Annotated in this window: 20 protein-coding genes and 1 pseudogene; 11 read left to right on the top strand and 10 right to left on the bottom strand. The window is 61.8% G+C overall.

What is annotated here, in order from left to right:
* Window positions 1-9 precede the first annotated feature (9 nt).
* Window positions 10-528 (top strand): HAD-IA family hydrolase, encoded by a 519-nt coding sequence (locus GRS80_RS07675; RefSeq protein ID WP_343161491.1) that lies wholly within the window; start codon window positions 10-12, stop codon window positions 526-528.
* A gap of 166 nt (window positions 529-694) precedes the next feature.
* Here GRS80_RS07675 and GRS80_RS07670 read toward each other — a convergent pair whose 3' ends face one another.
* Window positions 695-928 carry a DUF5822 domain-containing protein gene (locus GRS80_RS07670; protein ID WP_149081333.1) on the bottom strand — a complete coding sequence of 78 codons (234 nt, stop codon included), beginning with the start codon at window positions 926-928 and terminating at the stop codon, window positions 695-697.
* A gap of 121 nt (window positions 929-1,049) precedes the next feature.
* On the opposite strand from GRS80_RS07670, the gene panB reads away from it, so the two are divergent.
* Both panB and GRS80_RS07660 read left to right on the top strand, forming a co-directional pair.
* The gene (panB, locus tag GRS80_RS07665; RefSeq protein WP_160047045.1) at window positions 1,050-1,862 is read left to right on the top strand and encodes a 3-methyl-2-oxobutanoate hydroxymethyltransferase; all 813 of its coding nucleotides are present in this window, start codon (window positions 1,050-1,052) and stop codon (window positions 1,860-1,862) included.
* A gap of 108 nt (window positions 1,863-1,970) precedes the next feature.
* Window positions 1,971-2,177, top strand: a complete 207-nt coding sequence (locus GRS80_RS07660) for a hypothetical protein (RefSeq protein ID WP_160047044.1) — start codon at window positions 1,971-1,973, stop codon at window positions 2,175-2,177.
* Window positions 2,178-2,193: 16 nt separating this feature from the next.
* Here GRS80_RS07660 and GRS80_RS07655 read toward each other — a convergent pair whose 3' ends face one another.
* A complete protein-coding gene (locus GRS80_RS07655) occupies window positions 2,194-2,970 on the bottom strand; it encodes an alpha/beta hydrolase (protein WP_160047043.1) in 777 nt (258 codons plus the stop codon).
* A 185-nt stretch (window positions 2,971-3,155) separates the two neighbouring features.
* Here GRS80_RS07655 and GRS80_RS07650 point away from each other — a divergent pair, with 185 nt between their 5' ends.
* Both GRS80_RS07650 and GRS80_RS07645 read left to right on the top strand, forming a co-directional pair.
* Entirely contained in the window at window positions 3,156-3,401 is a 246-nt protein-coding gene (locus tag GRS80_RS07650; RefSeq protein WP_160047136.1) for an Hsp20/alpha crystallin family protein, read from the top strand.
* Complete coding sequence (locus tag GRS80_RS07645; RefSeq protein WP_160047042.1) at window positions 3,398-5,659, top strand: CDC48 family AAA ATPase; 2,262 nt, start codon at window positions 3,398-3,400, stop codon at window positions 5,657-5,659. The genes GRS80_RS07650 and GRS80_RS07645 overlap by 4 nt, the downstream gene beginning before the upstream one ends.
* Before the next feature lie 54 nt (window positions 5,660-5,713).
* On the opposite strand, the gene bcp is transcribed toward GRS80_RS07645, so the two are convergent.
* Genes bcp through priS form a run of 3 tightly spaced genes read right to left on the bottom strand, consistent with a single transcriptional unit; the run spans window position 5,714 to window position 8,322 of the window.
* Window positions 5,714-6,199 (bottom strand): thioredoxin-dependent thiol peroxidase, encoded by a 486-nt coding sequence (gene bcp, locus GRS80_RS07640; RefSeq protein WP_160047041.1) that lies wholly within the window; start codon window positions 6,197-6,199, stop codon window positions 5,714-5,716.
* A gap of 39 nt (window positions 6,200-6,238) precedes the next feature.
* Entirely contained in the window at window positions 6,239-7,150 is a 912-nt protein-coding gene (locus tag GRS80_RS07635; protein ID WP_160047040.1) for a hypothetical protein, read from the bottom strand.
* Complete coding sequence (gene priS / locus GRS80_RS07630; RefSeq protein ID WP_160047039.1) at window positions 7,147-8,322, bottom strand: DNA primase small subunit PriS; 1,176 nt, start codon at window positions 8,320-8,322, stop codon at window positions 7,147-7,149. The genes GRS80_RS07635 and priS overlap by 4 nt, the downstream gene beginning before the upstream one ends.
* A 654-nt stretch (window positions 8,323-8,976) precedes the next feature.
* Between priS and GRS80_RS07625 the strand changes: the two genes are divergently transcribed.
* Window positions 8,977-10,878 carry a beta-CASP ribonuclease aCPSF1 gene (locus GRS80_RS07625; RefSeq protein ID WP_160047038.1) on the top strand — a complete coding sequence of 634 codons (1,902 nt, stop codon included), beginning with the start codon at window positions 8,977-8,979 and terminating at the stop codon, window positions 10,876-10,878.
* Between the two features lie 473 nt (window positions 10,879-11,351).
* Here the strand turns inward: GRS80_RS07625 and GRS80_RS07620 are convergent, their stop codons facing one another.
* From GRS80_RS07620 to GRS80_RS07610, 3 genes are all read right to left on the bottom strand, one after another.
* Window positions 11,352-12,689, bottom strand: coding sequence for an RNase J family beta-CASP ribonuclease (locus GRS80_RS07620; RefSeq protein WP_149081343.1), 1,338 nt, complete (start codon window positions 12,687-12,689; stop codon window positions 11,352-11,354).
* A gap of 515 nt (window positions 12,690-13,204) precedes the next feature.
* The gene (locus tag GRS80_RS07615) at window positions 13,205-13,465 is read right to left on the bottom strand and encodes a lipoyl domain-containing protein (RefSeq protein ID WP_160047037.1); all 261 of its coding nucleotides are present in this window, start codon (window positions 13,463-13,465) and stop codon (window positions 13,205-13,207) included.
* Window positions 13,466-13,763: 298 nt separating this feature from the next.
* A complete protein-coding gene (locus tag GRS80_RS07610) occupies window positions 13,764-14,045 on the bottom strand; it encodes a YbjQ family protein (RefSeq protein ID WP_235019677.1) in 282 nt (93 codons plus the stop codon).
* Between the two features lie 128 nt (window positions 14,046-14,173).
* Here GRS80_RS07610 and mce point away from each other — a divergent pair, with 128 nt between their 5' ends.
* Together mce and GRS80_RS07600 are read left to right on the top strand one after the other, a co-directional pair.
* Complete coding sequence (gene mce, locus GRS80_RS07605; RefSeq protein WP_160047036.1) at window positions 14,174-14,557, top strand: methylmalonyl-CoA epimerase; 384 nt, start codon at window positions 14,174-14,176, stop codon at window positions 14,555-14,557.
* A gap of 343 nt (window positions 14,558-14,900) precedes the next feature.
* Window positions 14,901-15,590, top strand: a complete 690-nt coding sequence (locus GRS80_RS07600) for a helix-turn-helix domain-containing protein (protein WP_160047035.1) — start codon at window positions 14,901-14,903, stop codon at window positions 15,588-15,590.
* A 759-nt stretch (window positions 15,591-16,349) separates the two neighbouring features.
* Here GRS80_RS07600 and GRS80_RS07595 read toward each other — a convergent pair.
* Window positions 16,350-16,772 carry a hypothetical protein gene (locus tag GRS80_RS07595; RefSeq protein WP_343161501.1) on the bottom strand — a complete coding sequence of 141 codons (423 nt, stop codon included), beginning with the start codon at window positions 16,770-16,772 and terminating at the stop codon, window positions 16,350-16,352.
* A 316-nt stretch (window positions 16,773-17,088) separates the two neighbouring features.
* Here GRS80_RS07595 and GRS80_RS07590 point away from each other — a divergent pair, with 316 nt between their 5' ends.
* Both GRS80_RS07590 and GRS80_RS07585 read left to right on the top strand, forming a co-directional pair.
* Window positions 17,089-17,826: a GNAT family N-acetyltransferase gene (locus GRS80_RS07590; RefSeq protein WP_160047033.1), complete on the top strand. Its 738-nt coding sequence runs from the start codon at window positions 17,089-17,091 to the stop codon at window positions 17,824-17,826.
* Window positions 17,827-17,963: 137 nt separating this feature from the next.
* A complete protein-coding gene (locus tag GRS80_RS07585; protein WP_160047032.1) occupies window positions 17,964-19,142 on the top strand; it encodes a redox-regulated ATPase YchF in 1,179 nt (392 codons plus the stop codon).
* A gap of 55 nt (window positions 19,143-19,197) precedes the next feature.
* Here GRS80_RS07585 and GRS80_RS20645 read toward each other — a convergent pair.
* Window positions 19,198-19,296: pseudogene (locus tag GRS80_RS20645) on the bottom strand (GNAT family N-acetyltransferase); the annotation flags it as partial.
* A 174-nt stretch (window positions 19,297-19,470) separates the two neighbouring features.
* On the opposite strand from GRS80_RS20645, the gene GRS80_RS07575 reads away from it, so the two are divergent.
* Window positions 19,471-21,471 carry a PQQ-binding-like beta-propeller repeat protein gene (locus tag GRS80_RS07575; RefSeq protein WP_160047031.1) on the top strand — a complete coding sequence of 667 codons (2,001 nt, stop codon included), beginning with the start codon at window positions 19,471-19,473 and terminating at the stop codon, window positions 21,469-21,471.
* Window positions 21,472-21,705: the final 234 nt, after the last annotated feature.

Genomic DNA, 21,705 nt, shown 5'->3' with positions numbered 1-21,705 from the left:
CGAGTACTTGTGACCGAGTACGACGCCGTCGTCTACGATCTGGACGGGACGATCGTCGACCTGAACGTCGACTGGAACGCCGTCGCGACCGACGTCCTCACGGTGTACGACGCCGCGGACGTCGAGCCGCGGGGGAACGACCTCTGGGAGTTGCTCCTCGGTGCCGACGAGGTCGGCCTCGCGGCGGCGGTCGAATCCGTCATCGCGAGTCACGAACGCGAGGGCGCGCCGACGTCGCCGCGACTCCGCCACGCCGACGAACTGCTCGAGCGGACGGTGCCGGTCGGCGTCTGTTCGTTGAACTGCGAGGAGGCCTGCCGAATCGCCCTCGAAGAACAGGATCTCCACGACGAAGTCGAGACGGTCGTCGGTCGCGACACCGTCGAAACGCAGAAGCCGGAACCCGAGCCACTGCTCGCAGCCGTCGACGACCTCGAGACCTCGCCCGAGCGGGCGCTGTTCGTCGGCGACTCCCCTCGAGACGAACTGACCGCCGAGCGAGCCGGGACGGCGTTCGAGTACGTGTAGTGTCAGCCCAGGTTCGATCCGACGAATCGGAGTCGCGGAGATATAGTAGCCACTGAAACGAATTACATACTGATCGCGGAGCCGCCTTACGATCAGGTGTGCATTGACGTTCAGTGTCTACTATCGTTCGAACCGCTAACCGGTGTCGACCGTACTGCTGTCCCGGTCACTCGCTCGTTCGCTTCGCGTAGGCGAAGACGACGATGGCGGTGAGAAACCAGATGGGCGCGCCGATACGGATGGCGAACTCCGCTCGAGCGCCCCACGTCGGGAGGTCGGCCGTCGTCGAGAGCACGGCGACGATGGGTGCCCCGACGACGATCGTCGCCACGAAGGTGACCTGCATCACCCAGCCGTAATCGACACCGTCGGGGGAGCTGCTTTCGACTGGTTCCGGCACGACTGTCTCTCCAGAGCCGTCCCTATTAAGCGTCGCGGGTCCGCGCTCGTTTCGGCTGCTCAAGCCGACGAGCGCGAGCGGAGAGCGACGACGTTTAACGCTCGCGGTCGAACGTGTGTCTATGACTACCGTTCGGGACGTCAGGAAAAACGATGGAGAGCAGCCGATCACCATGTTGACGGCCTACGACGCGCCGACGGCCGGGATCGTCGACGAGGCAGGCGTCGACGTCGTCCTCGTGGGAGATAGCGTCGGTAACGCGAGTCTCGGCTACGAGACGACACTCCCCGTGACCGTCGACGACCTCGCACGACACGTCGGAGCGGTCTCGCGTGTGACCGAGGAGGCGCTGGTCGTCGCCGACATGCCGTTTCTCTCCTACGGCGTCGACGAAGGAGAGAGCGTCGAGAACGCGGGCCGGATGCTCAAAGAGGAGGGTGCCGAGGCGGTCAAACTCGAGAGCGGACCCCACACCGTCTCGCTCACAGAGACGATGACCCAGCTCGGCATTCCGGTGATGGCCCACCTCGGGCTGACGCCCCAGCACGTCAACCAGTACGGCGGCTACCCGAGACAGGGGACCGACCCGGAGGCGGCCGAGCGTATCCGCGAACTCGCGCTGGCCCACGAGGAGGCCGGCGCGTTCTCGCTCGTCTTAGAACACGTCCCGTCGAACCTCGCGGCGGAGGTGACCGACACCCTCGAGATTCCGACGATCGGCATCGGTGCCGGCCCCGACTGTGACGGGCAGGTGCTCGTCGTCGACGACGCGATCGGATTGAGCGAGTGGTCTCCCTCGTTCGCGAAACGCTTTGGCGACGTCCGCGGGGAGATGGAATCGGCCGTCGAGGAGTACGTCGCAGCGGTCGAATCCGGTGAGTTCCCCGGAGCGGAACACAGCCACGAGGAGGGGGATCTCGAGGACATCTACTGATCGTCCGGCGACCGGACGGGGTACTAGGGGCATAATACAACTACAAGGAAGACCCCGTTGTATACCGAGAGAGTATATATACACCGTCCGCCAAATCCGTTCGTACGTATGTCACGCCCTACCACAGGGACGCTTCCAGTTCCCGTTTCGGTCTCCAACGAGACCGCAATGCTCCGTCACGTGATCGTCGACCGCGAGGGTGAAGATATCGTCGTCTGTACGATGTTTCCACAACGTCTGGAAGACGGGGACGTCGAAACGCAGTGGCTCGGTGCGGAGGGGGAGTCGTTCGTCTCGCTCGAGCGGATGCGCTGATTGATCCGCGGCCACGTCAGTCTTCGAGCGTCCGCAAAAACGTCGTGATGGCTTCGTTGAACGCGTCGGGTCGTTCGAGCATCGAGAGGTGGCCCGCGTCGGAGATCTCGACCGCCTGGGCGTCCGGAATCTCCGTGGCGAGAAACTCGTGGTACCACGGCGGGGTCAACGGGTCGTGTTCGCCGTACACCGCGAGGACGGGCACGTCGATCTCTCCCAGTCTGTCACGAACGTCGAACGCGTGGCAGGTCCGAAAGTCCCGGTAGGTGACCGCCTGCCCGCAGTCGTACATCGTCTCGATCGACCGCTCGCGCAGCGTCGGCTCGGGGTCAGCGAAGAGACGGCCCGGCTGGTGGAGAAACTCGACCGCTCGATCGAAGTCAGTCTCGAGCCACTGCAGCAGGTCGTCCAGGACGCCCATCCGTGCACCCGTCCCGGTCAGGACGACCCCGTCCGGTTCGAACTCTCGCTCGAGGAAGGCGTGAACGACGACGGCTCCACCGAGTGAACTCCCGAGGAGGATGCGGGCATCCGTACGCTCGACGACAGCGAGGAGGTCGTCGACGTAGGCTGAAAGCGTCGGGTATCCAGTCGTTGCGTCGATATCCGTCGAATCGCCGTGCCCGCTGAGATCGAGCGCCACGATCGGGTTCTCCGCACCGAGCTCTCGCTGAAACCGCCAGAGGTCCCGCGAAGAGCCGCTACCGTGGACACAGCAGATCCGTGGCCCGTCCCCGCCCCGGTCGGTACTTTCGTAAGCGGTCCGCCGACCGTGATGTGATACCGTCTCCATAGCGTAGTCGACGAGAGGCGGCCGGATAAATGCTGGTCGCCGAAGCCGGTCCGACTGGGCGACACTCGCGACGACGATTGGCCTGAACTGCTAACATCGATCTTCTTGTCCACACCACTGCTGTCCCCGTATTATTGGGGGGAAGATTTATATATAAGGGGCGCTTACCTGTGGTTAGTTAAATGATGAACCTCGATCGATTCACTCACGAAACGGAACGGCCGGCCCGCCGGTACGAGTACGACGACTCATCGGTCGTGGCGGTCGATTTCGGCCCTGGTACTGACGCGACCGTCGACCTCGTCGACGGAACGGTTATCGTCGTCCTCGAGGACGACCAGTTCGAACTCGAACTCCCCGAGGCGACAGCTGATGCGCACACGTTTATCAGAAACGGCGTGCTCACTGTCGAACTGGAGGCAGACCAATGAAACTCACCGTCAAACCCTTAAAGCAGAAGGACGCGGGTCGCGGACTCGCGGCGATCGATCGCGTCTCGATGCGAGAACTCGACCTCGAGAACGGGGACTACATCGTCATCACGGGCAACGGTGACGAGCAGGCCGTCGCACGTGTCTGGCCGGGCTACCCCGAGGACGAGGGACGAGGAATTGTCCGAATCGACGGACGCCTGCGCCAGGAAGCCGACGTCGGTATCGACGACCGCGTGACGATCGAACGCGCGGACGTCAAACCGGCGACGTCGGTGTCAGTCGCGCTCCCCCAGAACCTCCGTATTCGGGGGGACATCGGCCCGCTGGTGCGGGATAAACTCTCCGGGCAGGCCGTCACGGAGGGCCAGACGGTTCCGTTCTCGCTCTCGTTCGGTCCGATGGCGAGTTCGGGCCAGTCCGTCCCGCTGAAGATCGCGAGTACGTCCCCGAGCGGAACGGTCGTCATCACCGACTCGACGAGCATCGACATCTCGGAGACGCCCGCCGAACAGGTTAGTTCGGCCAGCGGCCCCTCCGCCGAAGGCGTCCCGAACGTCACCTACGAGGATATCGGCGGACTCGACAACGAACTCGATCAGGTTCGTGAGATGATCGAGTTGCCGATGCGCCACCCGGAGCTGTTCCAGCAACTCGGCATCGAGCCCCCGAAAGGCGTCTTACTCCATGGCCCACCGGGTACCGGGAAGACCCTGATGGCGAAGGCGGTCGCAAACGAAATCGACGCCTACTTCGAGACGATCTCCGGGCCGGAGATCATGTCGAAGTACTACGGCGAATCGGAAGAGCAACTCCGTGAGGTGTTCGAGGAGGCAGAAGAGAACGCCCCCGCGATCATCTTCATCGACGAACTCGACTCGATCGCCGCCAAACGCGAAGAGGCCGGCGGCGACGTCGAACGACGGGTCGTCGCCCAGCTGCTCTCGCTGATGGACGGGTTAGAGGAGCGCGGCCGCGTGACGGTCATCGCAGCGACCAACCGCGTCGACGACATCGATCCCGCACTCCGGCGTGGCGGCCGGTTCGACCGCGAGATCGAGATCGGCGTCCCCGACAAGGACGGCCGCAAGGAGATCCTACAGGTCCACACCCGCGGGATGCCACTCACGGAATCGATCGACCTCGATCGCTACGCCGAGAACACCCACGGCTTCGTCGGTGCGGACCTCGAGTCGCTGGCCCGCGAGAGCGCGATGAACGCCCTGCGTCGCATTCGCCCGGAACTCGACCTCGAGTCCGAGGAGATCGACGCCGACGTCCTCGAGTCGCTACAGGTCACCGAATCCGACTTCAAGGAGGCGCTCAAGGGCATCCAGCCCTCCGCGATGCGCGAGGTCTTCGTCGAGGTTCCCGACGTCACCTGGAACGACGTCGGCGGCCTAGGCGACACCAAAGAGCGCCTGCGCGAGACGATCCAGTGGCCACTCGACTACCCCGAGGTGTTCGAGGCGATGGATCTCGAGGCCGCGAAAGGCGTGATGATGTACGGCCCGCCGGGCACCGGGAAGACGCTGCTCGCGAAGGCGGTCGCCAACGAGGCCGAGTCGAACTTCATCTCGATCAAGGGCCCCGAACTGCTGAACAAGTACGTCGGCGAATCCGAGAAGGGCGTCCGCGAGATCTTCGAGAAGGCACGGTCGAACGCACCGACCGTGATCTTCTTCGACGAGATCGACTCCATCGCCGGCGAACGCGGCCAGCGCCAGGGTGACTCCGGCGTCGGCGAACGCGTCGTCTCCCAACTGCTGACCGAACTCGACGGCTTAGAGGAACTCGAGGACGTCGTCGTGATCGCGACGACTAACCGCCCGGACCTGATCGATTCGGCGCTGCTCCGTCCCGGGCGACTGGACCGTCACGTCCACGTGCCGGTGCCGGACGAGGAAGGGCGCAAGAAGATCTTCGAGGTCCACACCCGCGGGAAACCACTGGCCGACGCGGTCGACCTCGAGTGGCTCGCCGCGGAGACGGAGGGCTACGTCGGTGCCGACATCGAGGCGGTCTGTCGCGAGGCCTCGATGGAAGCCAGTCGGGAGTTCATCAACTCCGTCGATCCTGACGAGATGCCCGACACCATCGAGAACGTCCGGATCAGCCGGGAACACTTCGAACACGCACTCGAGGAGGTCAACCCGAGCGTGACCGCCGAGACGCGCGAACGCTACCAGGAGATCGAAGCGGAGTTCAACACGGCCGAACCCGGCGAAAAGGACCAGCTCGGACGAACGTTCCAGTAGCGTCTCCCACACGAGCCGTCGTCACCAGCGCTATCGCGCCCTGTGTTGATTCACTCAGGTGGTCGGCTCGGGCGGACTGGATCGGGTTTCGATATCCGATAGCACCTCCTCGACGTGTTCGTCGGGGTCTACCCCCTCGTAGATGGCTTCGATTTGGCCGTCGGGGCCGATGACGTAGGTGTTACGGAAGACACCGTCGAACGTGTTGCCGAACATCCGCTTTTCGCCGTAAGAGTCGTAGATCGTCGCGACCTCGCCGTCCTCATCAGAGAGGAGATCGAACTTGAGGTCGTACTTCTCGGCAAAAGACGAGAGATCCTCGACGGGGTCGTCGCTGATACCGACCACGGCGGTATCGCGCTGGTCGAAGCGATCCAACGCGTCGTCGAACGCGCGGGCTTCGGTCGTACAGCCGTCGGTGTCAGCACGCGGGTAGAAATAAACCACGAGCCGGTGGTCCGAAAAGTCGGACCGACGGACCAGATCGCCGTGCTGGTTGACCAGTTCAAACTCGGGAGCCGAATCGTCGACGTCGAGCATAGCCGTCCGTTTGCGTCGATAGTTGTATGCGTTGCGGTCTCACTCGAGCGGTTCGGCAGCCTCGCGATCGACCAGTGGCACTGCGTTTTGTTCCGGCAGGGTGACGACATCGTCGCTCGAGAGCGTGTACTCGCGGTCGTCGACACCGAGGATTGACCCGACGTCGCGGGTGATCTTAACGGTCATACGGTCGACGGTAGCGCCGTCGTTCGTCGGGGCACCGCCTCCGGCCTCCGAATCCGCGTAGTCGCCGCCGTTCGCGTCGGGTTTCGTCCGGTTCGATTCGGTTTCGGTCGGCTCCGATCCCGGTTCGATGCCACCTGTCGAATCGGTCGGGGACTCAGTGGGTTCGGTTTCAGCGGCACCACCGGCCCCGCCCATAACGTCCGCGGGGCTGATCGAACTCGAGTCGGTAGCGCCCTCGGAACCCGCGGTGACGGGTTCGGACTCCGTCTGTGAGGCCACCTCCGACTCGCGGTCCATCGGTGGCTCCTCCGGTGGCGGTGCGGGCACCTCGGGTGGGGTCGACGCGGTGTCCATCTCCGTCTCGCCGCCGCCGTCCTCGACACCCTCGAGGACGTCGAGAACGCGCGTCTTGTTCGATTCGATACGATCGACGAGGTCGTCGAAGAGGTCCGCTTCCTCGGCGGTGAGTCCCTCGTCATCCGCGGCCATACCGGCCGCGGCGAGGCTCGCTTGTTTGACGAGTTTCCCCATTCGTCGCTCGTAGATGGCCTCGACGACGTCTTTCGCCGTCTCGATCTCGTCGGTGAGTCGGCCGACTTCGGGCGAGGAGAAGGGATCATCGACCTGCTCGGCAACCCGGTCGCGCTCGTCCTCGAGGTCCGCGATGTACTCGCCGACCTCCTGGTAGAACGACGGACGCAGGTTCTGGAGGCTATCTTTCTGGCGCTCCTTGCTCTGGACCGAGCGTAACTCGTCTAAGTTCATTCTTTCTCCTTTTCAGCCCTGCCGCGTGCCATGAGGAATACGCCGACGTACTCCGGGAGTGACTGATCTCCCTCCGAGACCGTAAAGATATCGCCACCGAGTTCGACCTCGCCGCCGTCGGTGACGTCGACGGCGATCTCCTGTCCCCGGAACGTCTCCGGGACGGCGTCGGAAAGAGGCTCGAAGTCGTCGATCTCGTCTCGGTCGAGCCGGAGTGTCTCGAGACCGCTCCCACCGTGGAGGCTACCGGGCAGTCGGATGAGTCGGTTCGTGTCGGTCGTCACCGGTTCGTCGATCGGCGCGTTGTCCCGTTCGACGGCTCGCGAGGCGAACCGCTCGGCGAGCTGTGCGACCGCCGTGTGGACGGTTACGTTGCCCGCCTCGAGTTCCTCGCGGTTGTTCCGGGCCGCGTTCAGCGTCGCCTCGGCTTTCCCCTCGCCGATGCCGTCGAACGCCTGGAGACGCTCGAGGGCGGCCTCGTCCTCGAGGTCGAGTAACTCGTCGACGAACGCCATGAACTGCTCGTGGATGCGTCTGCCCCAGCCGCCGTCGATCCGAAGGTGTCGCCGCTCGGTCGGCGTCCGACGGCCGAGGCCGGCGACGGTTTCGGTTTCGATCAGCTCGTCGAAGTCGAGGCCGATCCCGCGAACGTAGTCGACGATCTCTCGGCGGTGTTCGCGCTCTAAGTGACGAACGTTCTCGTCGCGGATATGGACGTGATAGCCACGCCCACCCGAGAAGACGACTTCGACGTCCTCGAAGGAGAAATCGTTCTCGAGAAAGTCGAGCAATCGGAAAAGCGCGTCCTTACACGTCGCGAGCATCTCGGCGTAGGTATCCTCGCCGAGTGTTACGCCGGGGAGATGGTCGGCATCTAAGTCGAAGACGAGGTCGGCGGACTGCCAGTCTTTCTCCCCCATCGAACTCGCGCCGGGGTCGCGAAAGCGTCCCGCCGAGAAGTAGACGTGGCGGGGCCGTTTTCGAACCAGAAACTCAGAGAGGTCGCCGAGCTCGAGTAGCGAACGGTGGCGGACCATCGTCGTTCCGGGGCTGTCAGTCCAGGGGATAAAGCCCCACTCCCGTTCGTTGGCCGCAGGCGGCGGCGTGATCTCCGTTCGCCGGTAGTGGTCGCGAAATCGCCCCCGAAGATAGGCCCTCGTTCGCTCCTCCATACGCCTCGGGTAGTCGTGAGTGGGGGAGTATAATCCTGCCGAATGCTCGAGCAGTCGAACCCGGAGTGTCTACTAAATGGCATTTACACGTTCCGTGAGGGCGTTTAGCGGATGCGAAATCGTCTGCCGTGACCTCGTAATGGTGGCCGCCTACTGGGGAGAAGTTGGAAAGAGCGTGGTCGAAGAGGAGGGACATACCTGTTATCGTTGTCGAGCGACTGGATATTCTTATAACTCTTCCTAGGTGTGTCGTTCTGACCCACGATCTAGTATCCCACATCTGACCGAGCGCACATCCTGCAGCCGTCTTTACGTCCGTACTCGTCCTCATCTCGTCGGTCCTCGAGTGGTTCAACAGCTGTCTTCGCACCCACGTCGGTTTGGTACGTCCAAACGGCGATCCGTGAGCGATGGTGAAAACGGCGAAATAAAGCCGCTCTGGCGATCGGACGAAGCAATCGAGTGAAAACATACCACATACGTTTCACATGCGAAGGGTTTTGTACACAGTCACGTAGACCTACATAGCCGTTCGTCACGCTCTCCACGCGGGAGCCCAGCTGGCCGATTATTCCTGAGACATTCCGGCAAATCGGTCCGAATCTGGAGGAACGCCGATCGCCGTGATCGAGCTTGCGGACAGCGATAGCATCTATGAGCGAGGATACGACCAACTCCGAGTTACTCGACCGCGTTCGAACCGAAGTACCGCCCCACCTCGACGTCAGCGAGGTGCAGTACGAGGGACCCGACCTCGTGATCTACACCGAGACGCCCGAACAGTTCGCCGAGAACGGCCAGCTTCTGGGCGACCTGGCACGAGCGCTCCGTAAACGCGTCACGATCCGCCCCGTTGCGGGACAGCAAGCGAGTCCAGCCGAAGCAGAAGGAACGATCCGTACGATCGTCCCCGACGAGGCGAACATCCAGAACCTCGAGTTTCACGCGACAGTCGGCGAGGTCCTCATCGAGGCCGAAAAGCCCGGGCTGGTCATCGGTCAACACGGCAAGACGCTCCGGAAGATTACCCAGGAGGTCGGATGGAATCCGGAGGTCGTCCGCACGCCACCTATGGAGTCCTCGACGGTCGACAACGTCCGGAACTTCCTGACTCAGGAGCGTGGCGAACGCCGGGAGTTCCTCCGTGACGTCGGGGAGAAGATCCACCGGGAGCCCCAGACCGACGTCGACTACGTTCGCGTCACCACACTGGGCTGTTGTCGGGAGGTCGGCCGGGCGAGTTTCGTCCTGCACACGCCGAACACGCGCATCCTCATCGATTGCGGCGACAAACCCGGTGCCGAGGGAGAGGTCCCGTATCTCCACGAGCCGGAAGCCATGCCGCTGACCGACCTCGACGCGGTCGTCCTCACCCACGCCCACCTCGATCACAGCGCGTTGCTCCCGCTGCTGTTCAAATACGGTTACGACGGCCCGATCTACACGACGGAGCCGACGCGTGACCTGATGGGACTGTTGCAACTCGACTACCTGAGCGTCGCCTCGAAAGAAGGGCGGACGCCACCGTACTCGAGCGAGCAGGTCCGCGAAGCGATCAAGCACACGATCCCCGTCTCCTACGGCGATGTCACCGACATCGCGCCGGATATCAAGCTCACGATGCACAACGCGGGCCACATCCTGGGAAGCGCATCGGCACACTTCCACGTCGGCAACGGGTTCTACAACGTCGTCTTCTCCGGCGACGTCCACTACGAACCCACCCGGCTATTCAACGGCGCGGTCAACGACTTCCCGCGAGTCGAGGCGATGGTAATGGAATCGACCTACGGTCGGCGCAACGACTACCAGACGGACACCGAAAAAAGTGAAGCGCGCGTCCGAGAGATCATCAACGAGACGTACGAGCAGGACGGAATCGTCGTCATTCCCGCGTTCGCGGTCGGTCGCTCCCAGGAACTCATGCTCGTCCTGGAGGAGGCGATGCGGGAAGACAAGATTCCGACGATGCCGATCTACCTCGACGGAATGATCCGGGAAGCGACGGCGATCCACACGGCCTACCCGGAGTACCTCCGCGACGGCCTGCGTCGGCGGATCCTCCACGACGACGACAACCCGTTCGTCGCCGAACAGTTCCGGCAGGTCGACGGCGGCCAGGAGATGCGTGAAGATATCGCCAGCGACGACCCCTGTATCATCCTCTCGACCTCGGGGATGGTCACCGGTGGCCCGATCATGTCCTGGCTCGAGTTGCTCGGCCCGAATCCGGAGAACACGCTGTTGTTCGTCGGCTATCAGGCCGAAGGTACGCTCGGTCGGCGGATCCAGAGTGGTCGAACGGAGATCGCACTCGAGGGGCGTGGCAACCGACTCACGCTTGCCTGTCGGATCGAGTCCGTAAGCGGCTTCTCCGGCCACGCCGATCGGGGCGGTCTCGAGCAGTACGTCGAGGAGATGAACCCGAGACCCGAGCAGATTCTGTGCGTCCACGGTGACGAGGACGCGACGGATCAACTCTCGTCAGCGCTCTACCAGCAGTACAACGTTCGGACGTATCAGCCGAAGAATCTCGAGACGTTCCGGTTTCCGTGACATCTCTCCCAGATCTGCGGTCAGTCACTCGGCCTATTTTGCGCTCGGTACTTCGACAAGCGTCGACTGCAGGGCCGACTCGAACCACACCATCGAATTTGACGCTGCAGTGCAGGCGTGCCAAAGCACTCAGTTCTGCAAGTCGGACCGAGATGTGCCGATCCGGGTTCGGCTATTCCGGCCGTAAGGAATAGGTTGCAGGCAGTCCCCACGAAGAGACACGTTCCGTCTGTAGGCGAAGCACCGACGATTGCTATCCTCGAGGTCAGAGTATCGATGAGCGATACCACCGCTCGGAAACTACGCGTCATACGGTTTGCTGTAACGATTTACCGGTGCGACTGCAGGACGGGTCGCGGTCGCACCGGAAATGACGTACAGCAGACCGTATCAGACGGTCTGCTGTACGTCATGGCTGCCACACCCGGGACCCGTTCTCCGGGTGTGTCGGTATACCGTTACAGCAATCCGTGCTAGACGAGCTGGATGATGTTCCCGTTCGTGGTCGTATGCAGGTCACGACCGAGCGTATAGCCCTGGTTCGACGCGAGGTCGACGTAGCCCGAGAACCCCCCGAGATCCTGATGGGCGGGAATAACGTGCTGGGGCTGGAGTGCATCGAGCATTGTGTAGTGGCCTTCCTGGTTCAAGTGCCCGGAAACGTGGATGTCCGAATAGACGCGCGCGCCTTGCATCCCGAGCAGTTTCTCGGCCTGGTAGCGCTGGCCTTCGTTCGTCGGCTCGGGGATCACGCGAGCCGAGAAGACGACCTTATCACCGTCGTTGAGGTCGTACGGCGTCTCGCCACGGGCCATCCGCGTCAGTAACGCTCGCGGCTCACCCTGGTGGCCAGTCACGACGGGCAGAAAGTTCCCCTTCCCGTCGTTCATGATCCGCTCGAGCGTCTGATCGATCGATCGACGATAGCCGACCATCTGCACGTCGGACGGGAAGTCGACGCCCAGTCGTTTCGCAGTCCCCGAGTACGTCTCCATCGAGCGACCGAGGAGGATCGGCTGGCGACCGATCTCTCGAGCGAACTCGATGAGCGACTTCACCCGTGCGATATGGCTCGAGAACGTCGTCGCGACGATCCCGCCGTCGTAGTCCTCCATGCTATAAAGGGTATCCCGAAGGTGTTCACGGGCGACCGACTCGGAAGGGGTTCGCCCCTTCTTGTTCGCGTTCGTACAGTCTTCGATATAACAGAGGACGCCTTCCCGACCGATCTCCCGGAAGCGCTTCATATCGATTGGATCGCCGATAACCGGCGTGTGGTCCATCCGTTTGTCCAGCCCGTAGACGATCGCGCCCTCCGGCGTGTGGAGAACGGGGTTGATCGCCTGGATGATCGAGTGGGTGACGTTGACGAACTCGAGTTCGATCCCGTGATCGCCGATCGTCATCGTCTCGCCGGCGTCCATCTGGATCAGCTCGTTGTCGGAACCGAACTTGTTCTCGTCCTCGAGTTCGCCTTTGACGAGCTCCAGTGTGAACGGCGTCGCGACGATCGGCGCGTCATATCGGTGTGCGAGTTTCGAGATCGCGCCGATATGGTCGAGATGGCCGTGGGTCGGGACGATCGCCCGGACGTCGCCCTCGAGGTCGGACATAACCCGGTCGTCGGGGATCGCGCCCATATCGATCAGGTCCAGACTGTGCATTCCCTCCGTCTGGATATTGTCGTGGATGAGGACCTTCGAGAGGTTCAACCCCATGTCGAAAATCACGATGTCGTTTCCGGCACGAACGGCAGTCATCTGCCGTCCGACCTCTTCGTAGCCGCCGATGGTTGCAATTTCAATGTCCATTAGTGGTGCCGATCATAGCAGTCTGTCCACACAGTGTGACTCAACAGAAATTGGTGAGCCAACGATCGCAGTCGACCGACGATGACCGACTTTCGGCCACGTCATCGACGGCGATTTCCGACCGTGTGAAAGACGGCGCGTCTTTCGGTTAGCTGACTAGATGGCGCTCGAACGTATATACGCCCGGTTTCGTGTCGGGGCATAGTCGATCGGCGGAATGAACGACATTCCACCCCATCACATGTCGTAGGACTACTGTGTATATTCTCCTCGGAGCATTTCCCCGTAACACTGTCGTAAGCAGAGAAGGCAAGGGAACTCGAGTACGTCGGTCGCAGCAATCGAACGGGGAGATACGGTTTGCGATGACTGATTGCCGGCCGATCGCAGATCGGCGAGCGGTCGACTGGTACTGACGCAGCACAGCCCGTATCATACGGATTGCTGTAACTATTTACCGGGGCAACTGCGCCTCGCCTTGCGGTTGCCCCGGTACGGACTTACAGCAGTCAGTATCAGTCCCCCTCGAAGAGCGCTAGGATATCGCCGCGCTCGAACACGTCGTCCTCGTCGCAGACGATCTCGTGGACGGTTCCGGCTGCAGGTGCCGGAACGTCGACGCTAACCTTTTCGATCTGTATCTCACAGAGCGTCTCGCCGTCCTTGACCCGGCTCCCCTCGCGTGCGAACCAGTTCGTGACGATGCCTTCGTCCTCATCTATCTCCTCTGGCCAAACGTCGGCCGTATCGATCTCGAGGTGATCGCTCCCAGACATGGTCAAGAGTGGATTGATCGGATAGCATCTTTAACACCACCAACGTGACGGGTTAGTTCCGACCATCTGCGCCGACACTGGTGAAACATCTCTCGAGGTGCTACGCGAGACTGCTCGCGGCGACGGTCGAACCGTGACCACCGGGTTCCCGATCGATCCGGTGATCGCCGGCGATGCGAAGATTTCCAGGTTCGGTTTCGTCACCGCGCGAACGGCTGGGGCGAGTGTCGACCCAGGAGAGTCTCGAACCCACGAGAGGAGAGCCATCACCGAAGACGTACCGCCGTTCAGTAGGCCATCACTTCCGAGCCGCCGTCGGTGATCTGAAGGTCTCGAGGCGGACGTTGACCACGGCGTCGGCCCCCATCTCTTCGGCGTGGGCCTCCATACGCGAGATCGCCTCGTCGCGGGCTTTCGAGAGGAGGGCCGAGTACGCCTTGAGTTCGCCGCCGAAGATGTTTCGAATCCCCTGTGTGAAGTCCTGACCGGCGTTTTTCGCCTCGACCGTGTTTCCGCGCGCGATTCCGAGTACGTCGACGATTTCGCCGTCCGGAACCGTCTCCGTATTCGTGACATACATGTAACACACGCTACCTGTCCGTTCACTACATGCTTTCTGTGGCGAGACGGTGACTGGTGAATGCGAACTCGCGTTCACGCCGGAACCGATCCCGTCCGTATTTGGCCCGCCCCGGTCAACGTTCGGGCATGCACTTCGACCACGCGGGAATCGCGACGGACGACGCAGAGGCGCTCGCCGAACTGTACGCGGACCTGTTCGGCCTCGAGATCGCCCACGAGGAAGAGTTCGACGGGATGCGCGTCGTCTTCGTCGACTGCGGGAACGGCTACTTCGAACTCCTCGAGCCGAGAGAGGAGGGGACGATTTCGCGGTATCTCGAGGATCAGGGTCCCGGCATTCACCACCTGGCGCTTGCGACGGACGACCTCGGAGCGGCCCTCGAGCGCGCCCGTGAGCACGATGTCGCCCTCGTCGACGAGGAGCCACGAGCGGGTGCGTGGGGCCACACCGTCGCGTTCTTGCACCCTCGCGACACCGGCGGTATCTTGCTCGAGTTCGTCGAACACTGAGACGGATTGTTGTCGCGGTGTACCGGTGATCGCGTCCGATCGATCACTGGTTCCGAACGACGGCGGTCGGTGTGATACGGTCTGCGATGACTGATACTGACGGCTGTAAGTCCGTACCGGGGCAACCGCGCCTCGCCTTGCGGTTGCCCCGGTAAATAGTTACAGCAATCCGTATGATTGCCGGTCGATCGTTCGCCGTTTTTCGATCGGTTGCCAGCCGGGGACTCCGGTGAACGTTAGCGAATTGGAGGGTCAGCTTTGGACGACACTCATCCCGATTGGGTGGCGGGAAAGGCTACCGGAAACCCAATCCGTCTATATCCGTCCGTGGTGAATCCGGGTGATGACCACGGTCGTCGAACTCGAGGTTTCAGCCGATCGTCTCGCATTCGAGCGAACGTTCGAGCGCGTGTCGTCGTTCGAGTTTCGGATCGCCGGACTGATCGGTGGCTCCTCCCCGCTCGTCCGGGCGTCGGGTGCGGGTCGACGAACGTTGAGACGGGCACTCGAGGACGATCCGTCCGTCGACGTGATCGCGAGTTTGACCGTCGAGTCTGACAGAAACTCGATCTCAGTCGCCGACGACCGGGAAGGGAGTCTGTTCCGCCTGGAGTTTCGAGACCGCGTCAAACTGTTTCAGGAGATCGTCACCGACAACGACGGTGCGATCCTGACTGCACGCGGCGGAGACGGTGTCTGGTCGGTGCAACTGCTGTTCCACGATCGGGAAGCGGTGTCTACCACCCACGAACTGTTCGGGCAGTACGAGTTCGACGTGACCGTAACACGCGTCAGCGGCATCGACGACCTCACCCGCGCCCGGACGCCGTTGACGGAAACCCAGTACGAGACGATTCGCGCCGCACACAATTTGGGGTACTTCGCTGTCCCTCGCGAGGTAACTCTCGAGGAACTCGCCGCCGAACTGGACATCTCACATCAGGCGTTGTCCGAACGGCTTCGGCGAAGCCACGAGGCGCTCATCAGCGCAGAGCTTGCAGACGGCATCGCGCGGACGAAAATCGATCCGTGACTGCGATCATCGGACGGAGTGTCGTCGTTCGGTACCGGCGATCGCTGACCCCGCTCGAGCGATCGCCGGAACCACGTGATACCGATTCGTATGCAACAAATTGGGTTCGGCGTCTACAGAGGGACAACGAGAGTGGTTCAGGACTTGTCCCGAGATACGTTACTGTTCACGGCTGAGCGAATTGCAAGGGTGTTCGATTGCCACACATGAAAATCGAGGCTCTTCCCCCAGCAGTATTTCGAACACATTCGTATATGGGCGCTATTTTGGATGATTGCCCACCATATCTCACGGACAGATGGGAATTACCCTAACAAGTAGATTTATTATTAGACAGTACGACAATACGGTCGTCGGTGTTGTAACCGACCTCGTGACGAACTGCCAGACAACTACCCCTGTAAGCGCCGGTGGATCACTCGTGCTCGTACCGACGCTTGCGGCCACTCGTGGCTGTGTGGCCGCTCCTGTGATCCTTTTGTGCCATCTTCAGATCGAGACCCATCGCCGACCTCCCTTCGAGTCGGAGGCGACCCCATCGAGAGAAGTGAGGAACGTGGTGACCGTCAATCGGCGCGGGAACGCGTCGGGAGCGTACCGGTCCCGTCTATCCCCTCATACGGACTGCAATGTATCGGTCCCGGTCGATCGCTCGCCGATCTGTGCTCGGCCGACAATCATACGGTCTGCTGTAAATCGTTACCGGCGAAACCACGAGCCATCTGTGGTTTCACCGGTAAACCGTTACAGCAATCCGTATCAGTCATCGCAAACCGTATCAAGCAGTCGGTGCGCGTAGAAGGCGACGGAGAAATCCTGTGGACTCGGAATCGAACAGCCGAGGATCCCGATCACCATCGCCGTCGCAACCGGCGACTCGAGGGTGACGAGATCGAATCCCACCAGTCCGAAGACGAGAGCCGCAAGCGCAAGCGGTGCAAGCGCCGCGGCGCGAAGGACCCACGGCGACTCCGTACCGGTCGGATACGGTTGGACGAACGCCCAGGGGCAACTCGCCATCATTCCGACGACGCCACCGGCCCGATCAGGTCCGTAGACGACGGTGTACTCGACGCGTGCCAGTCGAAGTACCAGCGCGTGTAATCCCTCGTGTACCACCAGTCCGACGACCACCGCGAGAACGAGACTGGCTCCAGCAACCACCACGTTCGCCTCGAGTATTTCCCACATCCGAATACACACCCGCTCTGTCAGTACACACCTGTTTTGTCGTCGTTCTCGGCTCGTGCGGCCCGTTCGTGCTCAACGTCGGGACGACCGCAACCCATCTACGGTGTCCCGAAGCGACCGGTGGCAGACCGTATCGCTCGACGCAGGTGATCGAACGAACGCGGGACGGAAGTCCTCGCGGCTTCACGCATCGAGACATTAAGTACCTATTACCGAACGACAGCCACGGCAGTTTCCGTCGGTTGCTCCGATCCGCGATAGAAACCTGCTGGGAAAGGTTAAGTTTCGTGCGACGCCAGTACACGCCATGGAATGCAACGAAACGCTCGAGTTCGGTCACGCGGATCGAAAGCGGATCTACGAGTTCGTCGAGCACCGGGGTTCGATCGATCCGGAGAGGGCAAGGGACCGTCTCGAGATCGAACCGAGTGCGTTTCGACACCACGTCGCGGTTCTCAGGCGAGACGGCCGTCTCAGTGAGGATCACGGCACGCTTCGAGTGACGGTCGACGCCGGTGTCGAAGAGGAGTTCATCTCCGAGAATTTCGAATTTTACATTCGTCCGGCAAGACAGGAGGACCTGACGGGAATCGTTGGCGCGATTCGTCAGGTCGTCCAGGAGCGAACCTATATCGAGGCCGAAAGCGTCGCCGACGAAGTCGACCACGACGAAGCCCTCCTTCGGCACAACGAACTCGAGTCGCGGATGTTCTTCGTCGCGACCGTCGACAACGAGGTCGTCGGCTGGGTCCACCTCCACGCGCCCGAAGTCGAGAAATTAAGCCACACCGCCGAACTCACCGTCGGCGTCTTAGAGGAGTATCGCGGTCACGAAATCGGTTCGCAGTTGCTCGCTCGCGGTCTCCAGTGGGCCGGCGCGAACGGTTACGAAAAGGTCTACCAGAGCGTTCCCTCGGTCAACGAGGAGGCGATCGCCTTCCTCGAGGAACACGACTGGACGATCGAGGCGGTCCGCGAGGACCACTACAAGCTCGACGGGCGATACGTCGACGAACTGATGATGGCAGTCGAACTGGACCGATGAGCACGACGACACTGTGGCGTTGACCGGTATTCGACGTCGAGAGCAGGCGGGGACGCTCTCCGCAACGGCGTCGGCGAGTGTCGGCCGCGGGGGTCCGAATCGAAAGACAGTTTGAGCGAAAGGCGTTACGGAACGTCATGCTCTCGATCGCGCTTGCCGGAAAACCGAACGCCGGCAAGTCCACGTTCTACACGGCGGCGACGATGGCCGAGGTGGACGTCGCCAACTACCCCTTTACGACCATCGACGCCAACCGGGGCGTGAGCTACGTCCGAACCGACTGTCCCTGCCTCGAGCGCGACCAGCGGTGTAACGCCGACAACTGCGAGGACGGCAAGCGCTACGTCCCGATCGAACTGTTAGACGTCGCGGGGCTCGTCCCCGGCGCACACGAGGGGAAAGGACTCGGGAATCAGTTTCTCGACGAACTCACGAACGCCGACGTAATTATCAACGTGATCGACGCCTCCGGCGGCACGAACAAAAAGGGCGAACCCGTCGACATCGGCGCACACGACCCGCTTGAGGACATCGACTTCGTCGAGGAGGAGATGGACCTCTGGCTGGCCGGCATCGTCGAACGCAACTGGGAGTCCGTCGAACGCAAGTCCCGCTCGCCCGACTTCGACATCGACGACGCGCTGGCGGACATGCTTTCGGGTTTTGGCGCGTCGCCGAAACAGATCGCGACCGTCCTGCGCGAACTCGAGTACCCAGAGGATCCGATCCAGTGGGAAGACGACCACCGCGAGGAACTCGCACGACTGGTTCGCGAGCGTACGAAACCGATCGTCGTGGCGGCAAACAAGATGGACGTCGCTCCGGAGGAGAACGTCGAGAAGCTCCTCGAACTCGACAAACCCGTGATCCCGACCACCGCGGAGGGCGAACTCGCGCTCCGCCGGGCCGCCGAGGGCGACCTCGTCGACTACGACCCTGGCGACGAGTCGGTCGCGATCGGCGACGGCGTCAACGACGCCCAGCGCGGGGCCCTCGAGGACCTCCAGGAGACGATGGCAGAGTGGGACGGCACGGGCGTCCAGTCGGCGCTCGATTACGCCGTCTACGAGTTACTCGAGCACGTGACGGCTTACCCGGTCGAGGACGCAGCGAAGTGGTCCGACGGCAGCGGGAACGTGTTGCCCGACGCACACCTCCTGCCCGAGGGCTCGACGCCGGTCGATCTCGCCTACGCCGTCCACTCCGACATCGGCGACGGCTACCTCCACGCCGTCGACGCGAAGTCGAATCGCGAGGTGAGCGAGGAGTACGAACTCGAGGAGGGTGACGTGATCAAGATCGTCAGCACTAATTGACGACCAAACGTCATTTTTTCATCGGCTCTTGGAGCGGTCTGAGGCGTACTTCGACTTACTCCAGTGACTGTACGTAGTCGACTTGTTTCGGTTGGAAGTCCGTATTGCGGTAGAAACGGCGTGCACCCTCGTTCTGGCACTCACAAGAGACTTTTTTGGAGGCTTCCACGAGTTCCATATAGGGCCACCCCAACGCTCGTTCTTTAGCGCTCTCCGGCATTCGTGGAGGCCTGTGTGAAATCGGTAGGGCCGAGAAACGATTCGTAGACGGAAATTACTGGCCGGTAGAGCGTTCTTTCTAAATTACTGTCATCTGCTTCAGAGTGACATGGAGCGACGTAAATTCCTCTCCCGCTCAGGAACCGCCATCGGCGGTGGGTTGCTCGGGACGTATGGGTTGACGAGCGAGGCCTCGGCACAAGAGCCGCCGACAGACGGACAGACACAGGCACCGGCACAGTTCCAGCAACTCGAGGGCGAATGGCCGAAGTATCGCTACGACTTACCCAATACGGGTCACGCACCGACCGAAACCGGGCCCGAGCCGCCAGTTTCGGTGCGGTGGATGTTCGAAACCGGTCGGGGTTCCTCGTCGCCGGCAGTGGTCGATGGAACCGTCTACATTGGATCCGTCGATGGAAACGTCTATGCCCTAGATGAGACGGATGGGAGCGAGCAGTGGCGGTTCGGGACTGACGGAAGTGTAAACTCGTCGCCAGCGGTGGCCAACGGGACCGTCTATGTCGGATCCGATGACGGAACCATCTACGCGTTGGACGCGACCAGCGGTTCCGAACAATGGCAGTTCGAGACGGACGGACCGGTACGACCGTCGCCAGCAGTGGCCAACGGGACTGTCTACGTCGGGAGTTACGATACCAACGTGTACGCCCTGGACGCCGGTAACGGCTCCGAACAGTGGATTTTCGAAACAGGGGGTTGGATTACATCTTCACCGGCAGTTGCCGATGGCATCGTCTACGTTGGGAGTCGGGATGACAACGTGTATGCGATAGATACGACCAGCGGAGACGAACAGTGGCGTTTTGAGACGCTGGGAGGGGTCGGCTTTTCGTCTCCTGCAGTGGTCGACGGAACCGTTTACATCGGCGGATGGGATTATATGTACGCGATCGACGCGACGACCGGAGCCGAACAGTGGAGATTCGGAGGAATCTTTTATCATTGGTATACACCGGCAGTGGCAGATGGGACCGTCTACGTCGAAATCCAGTACTTAGAGGCACCGTGGTCAGTGGCTGTCCTACAGGCACTGGACGCCAGCGACGGGACGCCACAGTGGTCCACCTACGTCGAGGACGACTGGATGGAGGCGTATCTATACCCGCCGGTAGTTGTCGACGAAAGCGTCTATGTCGGTGCCAGTGAGTGGAGCGGAGGTGGCCTGTACGCGCTAAACGCGGACGGCGGTGCGCTCCAGTGGAACTTCGACATGGGTTCCTACGTCGGACCACCGGTAGTCGTCGACGCCACCGTTTACGGGGGGAGTGGACGCGGCGCCTACGCGATCGAGTCTGAACCGGCGGAGCCAGCGGCCGCGATCACGTTCTCGGAACAGGAATCTGACGGGAGTGTCGTCGTGGTCGATGAGGTCGAACTCTCCCACGGCGGCTACGTCGAGATTACCGACGCGGACGGTACCGTCCGCGGCCAATCGGCGATCCTCGAGGCCGGAACCCACGAGAACGTCGAGGTCACGCTCTCACCAGTGCTCGAGGAATCCCAGAACCTCACTGCGACAGGTTATCTCCCCTCCGGTGAGCCGTATCTCGAGGACGACGAACCCGTCAGCGATACGGCGCTGATCACCGTCACCGAACCGGTCGAACCGACAGCCTCGATCACGTTCGACGACCAGAAGTCCGACGGCACCAGCGTCACCATCCGCCAGGTCGAGCTGTCAGAGGGTGGCTTCGTCGAGATTACCGACGAGGGTGGTGTCGCCCGTGGCCGAACCGCACCTCTCGACGCCGGGACACACGAGAACCTCGAAGTGATGCTTACTCCGCCGCTTACGGAGCGACGACACCTCACCGCCACCGTCTACCGTGATATCGACGCTCCGTACCTCGACGACGGCCAGCCCGTCAGCGCCACTGCCCTGGTTCTCGTCCACACGGACGAGGAGCCGCGGAAAACGAAGCGGTCGAAGAGAAAACGCACCCTCGAGCGAAAGAAACGCGAGTACGAGAAGGCCAGAAAGAAATACGAGAAGGGACGGCTACGCGAGAACGAACTGAAGAAGAAACGCGGTGCCTACGAGCGAGCCAAGCGCGAGTGTGAGGAGTACAAGAAGCGAGGCGAGTAATCGGCCCGGGGTGATTCGAGTGATCGCCGGGGATACCCGTCCGTCACGTTCACTACCTGGTGTCGGAACGAGCGCCGCGTTTCTTCGGTTTGTCTGGATTCGTTGTACTTCCTACGAGGCCCGCACGGATGTCGAAACGGTCTACAGAGAGACAGCGAGAGTGCCTCGGGGCTTGACCCCGAGGGTGAATCGCGTAAGCTTTACTACTCATCCAACCGTACTGAAGGATACAGT

The sequence above is a fragment of the Natrialba sp. INN-245 genome (assembly GCF_009807105.1).
GTDB lineage: Archaea > Halobacteriota > Halobacteria > Halobacteriales > Natrialbaceae > Natrarchaeobius > Natrarchaeobius swarupiae.
Note: the sequence above shows the minus strand (reverse complement) of the source record. Positions and strands in the feature narration are given on the sequence as shown.